The organism is Seonamhaeicola sp. (genome assembly GCF_028281565.1).
Classification (GTDB): domain Bacteria; phylum Bacteroidota; class Bacteroidia; order Flavobacteriales; family Flavobacteriaceae; genus Seonamhaeicola.
On the sequence record NZ_JANQJQ010000004.1, the window covers coordinates 173057 to 184753 of the forward strand.

Below are 11697 nucleotides of genomic sequence, written 5' to 3' on the forward strand. Positions count from 1 at the left end.
ATGACAGAATTCCTCAAACTACTCATAGAAAAACCTGAAAACCTTAGACGGCATGTTATAAATTTTCTTAAAATCATTCTTTCACTAATTATAGCTACCAGAATTTACAGTTATTTGTTCGGAGAGTTTGAACCAATATTAATCGGAGATAAGAATTTTTGGAGAGACATCTACGAGTTTATACTATCTGGGAAAGTTTTAATTGTGATTACTGTATTTCTTTTCTCCAGGCTTGTGATACTGGAGTTTATATCCATGTTTACATTTTATTTAGTGCACCTTATTCCTAAACTATTTAGTTCAAAAAAAGGCTCTGTGCTTGAAAAAGATGGATTTCGATTATTGTTCAAGGTTTTGGGGATTCTTAAAATAGAAAAAGGGAATCACAAGATACCTGAACCGGGAAGAAATTTTCATATTGCTTTAGAGGTTGCTCGAAGCAATGCAAAGAGTGATTTACATGAGGCTGTATTTGAGATTAAAAGGACAAATATTTTCGAATCATTCAATCTTTATATAGGGTTTACTCTAGTTTATTTCTTATTACTTACACCTTTAAATCATCCAACCATAACCATCATTTTGATTATTGGTATTATCGTACTCTTTCTTTTTTTGTTAGCTGTGGAGCAGCTATTCAAGATTATAGAGTATGATTACGACTATTTTGAAATTTTAATAAGATGGATTCATCAAATTCATTTAACTGAGGATTATATCAAAAAGAATGGCTTGCTAGCACATGGTGAAAGTGAACTATCCAAAGTGCTTCCATATACAGGAGAAATAACCTATAATAACACCTCTTATTTTATTATTCATAACATAGAAGGGCAAAACATAGGTAAACTTTTAAGAAGGATGAGAAGGGAAAATCCAAAAGGAAAGGGACTAGTGATAACTGATACTAAATTGCCTAAAGCTCTTAGAATTTACTTAAAGGAGGAATCTTTCGAAGTTATTAGGTTTGATGATGAAGACCACCTAACCAAAAAGCTGGATAAGGTTTTCTTTAGCAGTAAAATAGTTAGTAAGAGACTATCAAAAAAAGATACTAAATGAGATTAGCTGCTGTTTTTATTGAAGACCAAGATAGAGAATCTGGAGGTTATACTGTAAACTTTGGCGGTTATAAGCATTATGACGTTATAGTTAATGAAGGAATATGTAAAATTAATGCTACGGATAATTCAGTTTTTATAGAGAATTTATTTGATCAAAATGAGACTATTGTAAATGTATCTGCCATAGTTGGAGAGAATGGTTCAGGTAAGACATCTATAATCTATCAGATAATAGAATATTTTAATGGCGTATACAGACAGGGTTTTTCAATTTGGGAAGAAAAGAAAAAAATATTTTTAAAAGACTATGCTTTAAATATACCGATTAATGTCTTTGGTATGGATTCTCCAGAACAGCAACAGTTGAGTTTTGCTCTTGATACCATATACTATTCTCCGTTTCTAGATTATAAGTTAGGCGCTTATGGTATCGATATTAGCGCTGACAAATATATGGAAAGGGATTTGGATAATTTACATAGTACTTTTGATGGGAATTCCAATGTTATCGTTTCCGATAGATTGAAACGCTCTGATTATAAAAGATTTATAAAGTTTCAACAATCCGATTTCATTGACATTATAGCTTCAAAATTTGGGGTTTTAACTGATGATTATTACCGAGTTGTATTTATAAGACATAAGATAGATATAGATCGAGAAAAGATTCAGTTTGAAAATACACCTATGGAGTTTAGATCTTTTCTTAACTATTTATACTCTGATATAAGAAAAGAATATAGAGATTTTAATCGCGAATTTTCCTCAGATAGTGAACAGTATGAATTAAACAAAAAGCAAATGAAAAATCTTATTTTAATGGATTTGCTTTGTTTGCTTATACGTTTAATGGAACATTCAAATAAATACCTTTTAAATGGACATTTTAAAAATAAAGAAAGAGCCTTAAAAGTTCAAAGGGGCAAATTACCTCCTTTCGAGAAATTGAAGTACTGGCTTAATAATTATAAATATTCTAAAGGTTTAGAACACCCATTACCTTCTAAAGAAGTACTAGAAATTTTGGGCTTCTTGTATAATTACATTGATCGACTAGAATATAACTTGGAGTTTAATTTATTGGATTGGGGTAAGAATAAATCATTGTTTTTTACGGAAGAGACTTTAAGTATCCTACTAAACCTTAATGAAAAATTATTAATCTCACTACCACGTTATTACCTAGAAAATAAAACATCAAAAGATGGTTTTGTCTTTCAGGATTTAAGTAATATTCAATCTTTTGTGTCTACCGAATATTCTACTAGAAGGTTAAGTTCAGGAGAAACGGCCATGTTGAATTTGTATAGCAGATTATATGACTTTTTTAGAATGAATATTTTGATTACCCCAATTATGGAAGAAAAAGATTACTATTTACTTTTTTTAGATGAACCCGATCTAGGTTATCATCCCTCTTGGAAAGTATCTTTTATAGAATCAATAACTGATTTTTGTAGTCATTTTTTTGGAAGTTTTGGTTCAAAAGTTCAGATAGTTTTTTCTACCCACGATGCACTAAGCCTAAGTGATATACCCAAAACAAATATAGTTTATTTGGAAAGAAGGCAGGAACAGTTTCCCAATGTATTGAATAGCGCTAAAGATATTACAGATAAAAAATCATTTGCCGCTAACGTAACTGACTTATTATCAGATTCTTTTTTTCTTAAAAATGGATTGATGGGAAATTTCGCAAAGAATAAGATTCAAGAAGTAATAGATAATTTCAACTTCAATATTTTAAGAAATGAAATACAGGATTTGAAAATCCATAAAAACCTCAAAATAAAGGATTTAATAAATGAAAAAGAAAAAGAATTAGAGGAAATAAAGGATAAATTTACCATTAGGGAAAGTAAATATTTAAAATCTGTTATTGAAATTGTTGACGAACCACTTTTAAAATTTAAGTTGGAAGAAATGTATAATCGTGCATTTCCTGTTGAATTGGACAAGAAAATGGCTCGAAAACAAATTGAAGATATTGCAAGAAAGTCAGGCTTAGACGTTAACTTTGATTAATATGAATTACCTTGGTGAACAAGCACTCGCATTAAACTTATATAGTAAAGAAGCCATATGTTGGTTAAACATAAAGCTCAAAGGAAGAAGAACAGTAACGAATCCAACGGGGCACACTTGCAATGAAACGAATTGTAATCATTGTAAAAAAGGAAATAAAAGAAAAGGATTAGATCAAGAATTTAGAGACTTATTCTCTGATGAAATTATTTCAGACTTAATTTGCTCAAAACCCAGCAGGCTATTTAATATCAACCAATATCTAAGACGTCAATATGGTTCAATTTCAGGGAAGAACGTTGCTGATTTTGATAAGTTCTGTAAAGAATTGATTGTAGAATCAGGATACGAAAGATGGTTTATAAATCGGAAAAAGAATTATTGGTTAGCCAAACTTTTAAATCAGCATACCTGTACCTATTGTAATCGGGAATATATTTTTGTTTTCAAGAATTCGTCTGGAGGTAAAGGTATGGTACCCCAGTTTGATCATTGGTTTGCTAAGACAGATTACCCCTTGTTAGCTTTATCGTTTTACAATCTAATTCCGTCATGTGCTACATGCAACACCATTAAATCAGCTACTCCATTTAATTTAAATGACCATTTACATCCATATGTGGATAAAAAAATATCTTCGAGCTATAACTTTAGCTACTTACCAATAAATTTAAGTACTAATAAAATTATTCTAAAGACAGTGAATACCTTTGACAGAAAAGCTACAAATACTATAAGAGCATTAAATCTTTCTTTAATTTATAAGGGGCATTCAGAAAAGGAACTTCAAGATTTAATTGATTTAAGATATAAGTACACTGAGAACTATTTAAACATATTATTGGATAAAACATTTAATGGCTTGCGGGTATCCAAAGAAGAACGTTTTAGATTAATTTTTGGTATTGAGATAGAAGAGGACAAATATCATAAAAGAATTATGAGTAAGTTTAAAAATGATATTATAAAAGAACTATTGACAATAGAAAAATAAAATATCGCTCTTAAATGGAAAGCATAATTAAAGAATTTATCAAAAAGAATAATGAACCTTATCAAAGATATAATTCCTGGTGCCATTGTTATGATGCTTTTGGTAAATTAACCAACAGTAACAACCTAGCACTTCATCTAGGTTTTTATTTGGCTAGTTGGGGGATGTATAGAGGCTCAAGTAATCTACTTCAAAAAGATTATTTGGTACACATCGATGCTGTTAAAATCATAAAATCATTTGATTATCTAAGTTGTTTCAATGGAAAAGATGTGATTAGAGATAATCTAGCTGATATTTTAGAACTAATAAATCAGTTATCTGAATACTATAAAAATGAGCACGATATAAGTCCAACAGACACCTTAATTAGCAAAATAGTTTTAGGCACACTTGGTTGTCTACCGGCATTCGATAGATTGTTCATTGATGGAGTTAAAAGTGAGAAACAATCTTTTAAGACACTGAAATCCAAAAGTTTGAATAGGCTATTTGATTTTGTAGAAAATACCAAAGAGCTTGAAATATTAAAACATAAATATAACCAATATCCAGTAATGAAATTGGTAGATATGTATTTTTGGCAGATAGGTTACAACTTAGCGCTCAAAACATAAAAAATCTTTGCACCTCCTTAAAATCTCAGTACTTTAAATGCGGGAATCAACTTGATGAGTACCAGTTTCACCAGCTAAAAACTTTTAAGTATCTAAAAAATAAAGGCCACCTCGAGCAGCTTTAAAACACCTGAGAATTTTATCGGTATCTACACTAAAGCTACTGAAAAAAGCTAAAACCTTGTTTCCCGCAGGTATCTAATTTCTCAATCTTACCATTTTAACAGATTTTTCTTTACTACCGCGTCAATATTTTTTGTAACTTGAAAGAATTCTCACCCTAAGTATCTAAATAAATTTTTATTTAATACTATGTCATTATAACCATATACTAATCCCTCCGGTAGGGGTTGATGGCCATTTATTTTAGTATGATGACACTATTACCATCATAATGCTATAACACTATGAACATTTACGCACTTAATATAGGGGTCACCTATACCGACACCAATCATTACAAAAACCGCCTGATCCCGCTTCCTTCCTGTACTAATGACGCCAGGTATATGCACGGTTTTGCAGAGGTCTTCAACTATGATCAAAGCACCTTACTCCTTAATGAACAGGCTACCGTAGCCAATGTAAAACATGAGATCATTCAATACAGCAAACTGGCCGTGAAAAATGATCTGGTCATTATTTTCTACTCGGGGCATGGCTCCAGAGTCCTGGATATGAATGGCGATGAAGCCCGAGGCGAAGATCAAACCTGGTGCTTATATGACCGGATGATCATTGATGATGAATTTCGCCATCTTTGGAAAAAGTTTAGCGTCGGGGTCAATGTCCTGGTTATCATGGATTCCTGTCATAGCGGAACGGCCTTCAAAGCTATGTATGATGCGACGTTAGACGAATATTCCCTGGACTATTCCAGAATGGTAAAATCTGTTAAGAGTGATACGGCGAACACCATTTTTGAAGATCATAAGGCGCTATATGAACCCATCATGAAAGAGCCGCTGGTCCCTGACAAAGATATCAAGTGTTTTGTTTCGGGGTTGTCAGCCTGTCAGGACAGAGAAGAGGCTTTGGCCGGTACTTATATAAGCTTTTTTACCAGATTACTGATCACCACCCTGGGGTCTAAAAGTAACGACATCAAAAATTATCAGGACCTGGTCAAACTGGTTGCGGGGCAATCAAAAGCCCTTGAAAATATAACCCCCAATTTTGAACATTTGGGAGACCCTACCCAGTTCTTTGAGACCAGCAAACCCTTTCTTAAATCCGGGCAGGAATACCCCGAGACCATAGGAGCGCTCTATTCGGATCTGGTATTTGGCAACAACTCAGCCATAAACAAAGGCCTGATGGATAACGGTTTGCTTGTGGACATCCTGGACACCTCGGACGAAGATTTCCTGGCCATAAGAGATGACAACCCTTTGGTAAAACTAAGTAAGAGTGATTCTACATTTCACGTTTCGGATCCCAAATTGACGAAATCCATAGCGCACCCCTGGGACAAGGCTTACGAACTCTACGAAGAACTAAAATCAAAAGGCATTTCATCATACATTGAGCCGGATCTAATTCCTATTGATGAAGACCTTAGCAAAGGAAGCAGGGCAGGCACAGAAGACAACAACTATTTAAAGACCTGGCCCAAACCTCCGGCAGGAAGCCAAGACGAATTTACCTGGCATTTAGACGACCGGCATTCTCAGTTAGCTTCAGCCAGGGATCATTTGATAAAAACCCTGTCTGAAGAGGCATTGAATATCAAAATTGCACATATTGACACAGGCTACGACCCTACCCATCCGGCCGTTCCTGAAAAAGTAGAAAAAGGGATCAGTTTTGTAAAAGGCGAAGTTGGACAACCGGCTTATGACCGGCCTACGCCCCGGTGGATTGAACAGGAAAATCATGGCATGGCGACCATCGGCCTTTTAGCCGGACCGGAAGTCCCTAAAGCGTACGCTTATGGCAATGGCTCTACTAAATTAGGGGCTATTCCGTTTGCTACTATTTACCCCATTCGGATCTCTGACACTGTTGCCCTTACAGCAATCCTTGGCAACACCATGCCTTTTGTTCATGCCATTGAACGGGCCATCACCGAAGGTTGCGAGGTTGTCACCATGTCTATGGCCGGACTCCCAACAAGAGCCTGGGCCAAGATAATCAATAAAGCTTATGAAGCAGGCATTACCATTGTTACGGCTGCCGGGAATAGCTGGGTGAAAGGCATTGCCAAAATGGCGCCTAAGAAAGTGCTGTATCCTGCCAGGTTTGACAGAGTCATTGCAGCTGCGGGGGTATGTTACAATAACTATCCTTATGTAGCCAAGGCCAATCCGCAGTTCGGCGTATCAAAAACAGCCGGCGGGGAATATATGCAGGGGAATTTTAATCCCAAATCTGCTATGCGAACCGCTATTGCCGCATACACACCCAATGTTCCGTGGGCCACATTTAGTGATAAAGAAAAGAAAAAACCTGTAATCCTAAAAAATGGCGGAGGCACCTCTTCCGCTACGCCACAGGTGGCAGCCGCAGCAGCCTTATGGATAACTAAAAACAAACAGGAATTAATTGATAAAGGCTATTACGGCACCTGGAAGCAGGTAGAGGCCGTTCGTTATGCATTGTTTGAATCTGCTAAAAAGAAGAACATCGTAGGCTGGGAAACATATTATGGCAATGGCATCTTACAAGCCAAAGATGCTTTGGATATTCCAGTCCCCGACCTGAGTAAACTCGAAAAAGCCCGGAAGGCAAGAGTTTCCTTTGGCATCTTAAAATTCCTGAAATTGGTGGTATTTAGAAAATCTACCGATGCTTCCCAGACAGACTTTGATGAACTCAAAGGGGAAATGGTTTTCCAGGAAATAGTCCAGGTCATGGAACAGGACCCCGATCTCATCGAATTATACGGAGACATTGATCTTATCGATATGGCAGAGCACGATGCCTTATCAGCGGAACAGTTTCGGGAAATATGCATACAAGTGGCACAATCGCCTTATGCTTCAGGGTTTTTTAAACAAACAATACAAGTAAATTATGAGTAACAAACGTTTAGTATATGTGGCTGGTTTATCCCAGGATTCCGATATAGGAAGCTTTATAAGGCAAGACATCAGTAATATCAAAGCGATTCTGGAGAACTACGAAAATGAGGGGCAAATTATTCTGCGCACGGATGAATATGCTACCAAAAGATCTATAATTAGTCGTTTTATGGATAATAAAGTGTTGCCATGGTTATTTTATTACAGTGGCCATTCTGATGATAACTATATTGCTTTATCTGACGCGCAGATCCCTGCGGATAATTTTGTGAATTTATTTGACAATAACAGGATCAGAGAGGCCTTGCAGTTGGTCTATTTAGGTAGCTGTAACTCGTTATCCATAGGAAAAAAATTGATTGATAAGAATATCAAGCTTGTCATCGTCAGCGATGAGAAGGTCCAGGCCCATTTAGCTAACATTGTTTCTCAGTTTTTTTTCAACACGCTTTTTACCTCAAACAATATCCGCGAGGCCTATGAAACCACTGAAAACCTGTTTAAATTAGACCGGGAAACCTTCAATGTAAACGAAGCAGTTAATTTTCCATGGCATATACTAACCTCCAGCGAAACCAATTTGGAAAAAGCCCTTAAAACCATTAGGTTATCCCCCGAACAAAAGCATCAATTAGTTATGAATGTGACTTCCATTAGATTGGATATGCTTAATTATTACCTCAAAGAAGATGCGTCTCAGGGAAAGCAAACCGATCTAATCAAAAAAGAAGCAGAAAGTATTAAGGACAAATTAGATACCACGATCCATAATATCAACGAAGACGGAAAAATAAGGACTCTAATTGAACCTTTGATAAATAGCCCAACCATTGACCTGTTACCCAGCAAGGACCGACTCACGAGAACATCAAGTATCATCAAAAATCTGGACTTTCCAAAAACCTTTGTAGAGCGTACTGTAGATCGAATATCAAATATGCGCCATTTATCTGATAATATCATCAACTTTTAAAAAAATGGAGCACCGTTTAGATAGTAATCAATCCACCTGTTTTGAGGTGATTGCCTCCCAACCCTATTCCAATAATTACCTTAAAGTCAAACCAGGAGAACTCTACGAATTTGAAGTCGATGCCCGTGATACATGGACGGATTGGTTCATAAAAACCAATGCCAACGGGTTCTGTAATTTTTTTCTAAGAGATAAAGACAAAAGAGTCCCGGGCCATAAATGTTTTAAGCTCTGCGGAACCATTGGAAAAAACGAAGCAGACCACTTTCCGATAGGAACAAACAAATTATGGCAATCCACCTCGGATGATGAAATTTATTTCTTTGCCAATGACAGTAAGAAATTAAACAAAAAGAAAACCTTCAAATTCTATCAAAATAATAAAGGCAGCATCTCGCTAACCATCAGAAGACATCAATAATAGGTAAGCTTTAATATTAAGTTCACTAAAGGGGCATAGATATTATGCTATTATCCGTTTAATCGTTTCTTTTAAAACGGGTAATCTCTCTTCCCGGATTAAAGGTGGTATATGACATGAAATAATTTCTTCATAACTTGGGTTAGTAACTACTTTAATTAGCTCTTCTTTTAAAAATTGCCGAATGCTTTCAGGTTCTTTTTTAAGGTCTTCAACAATGGTTGTCCTATTGTCTAATACATAGATAATATCTTCAAAATCATGACTTGTTCTATAGTCTTTCCCCCTGTCTTTAAAAGCTTCAAACTTTGTAGCTAAAAAACACGGTGCTGAAAGCATGCTAATTGATCGTCCTCCTACTTCTGAGGTCCATAAATTATCGAACCCTACCTTATACCACCTGTTTGCCGGACCCATAGGCCCATCTTCTGATGGCATAATATCGACTGAAATACCATTATATAAATAACTACAAATAGCATGTCCTTCCGGGTTTGGGCTAAACCCAAGCTTAGCTAAACGTTCTTGCATTTGTACCCAGGAAGCATAATTAACCAGGTTTATGGTAACATCAATATCATCGGTTTGTCTAACCTCTTCTGCTGGCAAATCGTTTACATATAAGCTTACCACCGCACCACCTACAAACACCATTTTATCTTTAAGTTCTTTTAGTGCATCTGCCACTTCTGTAATGGCTGCCAGATTTATAATTCTATTTTTCATTTACTTATTTAAAGAAGCCACCGCCACTCTTTATCTGACTTTGAGTCTTCTCTTAAGATTCTATCTTTTAATTCTTTAATAGCAATTTCTTTTTCTCTGGCTCTTCCTACTCTTAAAGCATCTACCAGTGCTAATAGTTCATGCAATGATTCATCGTTTTGAACGGCATCTACAACCGATGGGTATAAAGGCGTTATAGCCTGACCCCTCATTTTACCTTTGCCCGAAGGCCACACATAATGCTCTTCGCTTACAATAATATCTGATAATGGCAAAGCCGAATGCGCTGTTGGAATCCCTCTAACGAGGGCGCCCGGTTGTTCCGGGAACACATACCTAATGCCATATTGTAAAAACTCCAGCAAGGCCATTTTAAATACTTTTTTGCCTGAAGTATCTATTAAACCGGCAAATTTTGAACGTACCAACGATTTACTTATTTCTGACTGGCTTATGTGTAGAGCTTCTGCCAGTTGCTCCTGAAACCAGGAGGCATTACCGTAGGTTGTTATTTTAAGTAGCACCACAATATCTTGTGGACTCATAACCCGTTGTTTTGGCCTCATAATACACAATATTCCATATTCGAATATGCAATACTACAACATTATTTATTAAAAATCAACTAATTACAACCAAATATTCTGTATTCGAATATGGAATATTATTTTTTCAACCAACCTTGTTCGTAATGAGTGTCTTTTAAGTTTATATCTTACACTAAGTACATAGGCATACAGTCCAGGATATTTTTAAACTTTCCCTTCCGCATCTCTTTCAAGTGTTTTATAATGCAGGCTCCATTAATTCCTTCAACGCCTAAAAAGTTTTAAAGCATCTAATAAATAAAACCTACTTTGGGCTGCTTTGAATACACTAATCATTAAATCTCCCTAAAGATGAAAACACACATGACGGCTTTTATATTCCATTGCCGGATAGAAAAGAAATTAAGTAATAAAACCATTAAAGCCTATGAAACCGATCTAAAACAGTTTGCCCATTTTATTGGCTCCAAAAACACTAAAGCCATTGGAAAAACAGAACTCAAAGCCTATTTCCTGCATTTATCTCATTTCTCCAGGAAGACCATAAAGCGCAAAATAGCCACTTTAAAAGCCTTTTTCTCCTATCTGGAATTTGAAGAGCTCATTGAGCACAACCCTTTCAGAAAGGTCCGGATTAAAATCAAAGATGATCTGATATTGCCAAAAACTTTGTCGGTCCCGGAAATTGAACAGATCTTAAAAACCCTGTATCAATCCAAAAATGCCATTTCCGATCTCAAATCCTATACTTATAAAGAGGTCATACGGAATATCGCTGTCATAGAACTTTTATTGGCTTCGGGCATCCGGGTCTCTGAATTGTGTTCCTTGAAACGCTCCAATATCACCCCTGATTTTTCTTTGATCAAAATACAGGGCAAAGGCAATAAAGAACGGACCATTCCCATTACCAACACCGCCACGCAAGCCGCATTGAAAGCAAATTATAAACATTTCAGGCCTTCCATTAAAAAACAATCCCATCTGTTCATTAATCGGTTTGGGAATCCATTATCGGAACAATCCGTGCGCTTGTTAGTCAAAAAACTATCTAAAGCAGCCCGGATCCAGCGTAATATCACACCGCATGTGTTCCGGCATTCCTTTGCAACCTTACTGCTGGAAGGCGGTGCCGACATACGCTATATTCAACATTTATTAGGGCATAGCTCCATCATGGTGACCCAGATCTATACACACGTCAATGAAAGAAAAAAGACAGAACTCCTGATCTCAAAAAACCCCCGGAATTTAATAACCATTTAGATACTGATTAGGAGCCGAATAACGGATAACTAATTATTAT

At 36.0% G+C, this 11697-nt stretch carries 10 protein-coding genes; 8 read left to right on the forward strand and 2 right to left on the reverse strand.

The features are described 5' to 3' along the window. From Q0983_RS01050 to Q0983_RS01080, 7 genes are all read left to right on the forward strand, one after another. Positions 1–1062, forward strand: coding sequence for a hypothetical protein (locus tag Q0983_RS01050; protein ID WP_299547415.1), 1062 nt, complete (start codon positions 1–3; stop codon positions 1060–1062). Beyond that, a complete protein-coding gene (locus Q0983_RS01055; RefSeq protein WP_299547418.1) occupies positions 1059–3089 on the forward strand; it encodes a hypothetical protein in 2031 nt (676 codons plus the stop codon). Before Q0983_RS01050 ends, Q0983_RS01055 begins: the two co-directional genes overlap by 4 nt. 1 nt (position 3090) lies before the next feature. Continuing rightward, the gene (locus tag Q0983_RS01060; protein ID WP_299547421.1) at positions 3091–4083 is read left to right on the forward strand and encodes a hypothetical protein; all 993 of its coding nucleotides are present in this window, start codon (positions 3091–3093) and stop codon (positions 4081–4083) included. 14 nt (positions 4084–4097) lie between these two features. Next, positions 4098–4700 carry a hypothetical protein gene (locus Q0983_RS01065; protein ID WP_299547424.1) on the forward strand — a complete coding sequence of 201 codons (603 nt, stop codon included), beginning with the start codon at positions 4098–4100 and terminating at the stop codon, positions 4698–4700. Positions 4701–5107: 407 nt separating this feature from the next. Then, on the forward strand, positions 5108–7723 hold the full coding sequence (locus Q0983_RS01070) for a S8 family serine peptidase (protein WP_299547427.1): 2616 nt from the start codon (positions 5108–5110) through the stop codon (positions 7721–7723). After that, entirely contained in the window at positions 7716–8696 is a 981-nt protein-coding gene (locus Q0983_RS01075; RefSeq protein WP_299547430.1) for a hypothetical protein, read from the forward strand. Before Q0983_RS01070 ends, Q0983_RS01075 begins: the two co-directional genes overlap by 8 nt. A gap of 4 nt (positions 8697–8700) precedes the next feature. Continuing rightward, complete coding sequence (locus tag Q0983_RS01080) at positions 8701–9117, forward strand: hypothetical protein (protein ID WP_299547433.1); 417 nt, start codon at positions 8701–8703, stop codon at positions 9115–9117. Positions 9118–9159: 42 nt separating this feature from the next. On the opposite strand, the gene Q0983_RS01085 is transcribed toward Q0983_RS01080, so the two are convergent. After that, complete coding sequence (locus Q0983_RS01085; protein ID WP_299547435.1) at positions 9160–9843, reverse strand: nucleotidyl transferase AbiEii/AbiGii toxin family protein; 684 nt, start codon at positions 9841–9843, stop codon at positions 9160–9162. An 8-nt stretch (positions 9844–9851) separates the two neighbouring features. Continuing rightward, a complete protein-coding gene (locus tag Q0983_RS01090; protein WP_299547438.1) occupies positions 9852–10388 on the reverse strand; it encodes a hypothetical protein in 537 nt (178 codons plus the stop codon). 354 nt (positions 10389–10742) lie between these two features. On the opposite strand from Q0983_RS01090, the gene Q0983_RS01095 reads away from it, so the two are divergent. Then, positions 10743–11657: a tyrosine-type recombinase/integrase gene (locus tag Q0983_RS01095; RefSeq protein WP_299547441.1), complete on the forward strand. Its 915-nt coding sequence runs from the start codon at positions 10743–10745 to the stop codon at positions 11655–11657. Positions 11658–11697 lie beyond the last annotated feature (40 nt).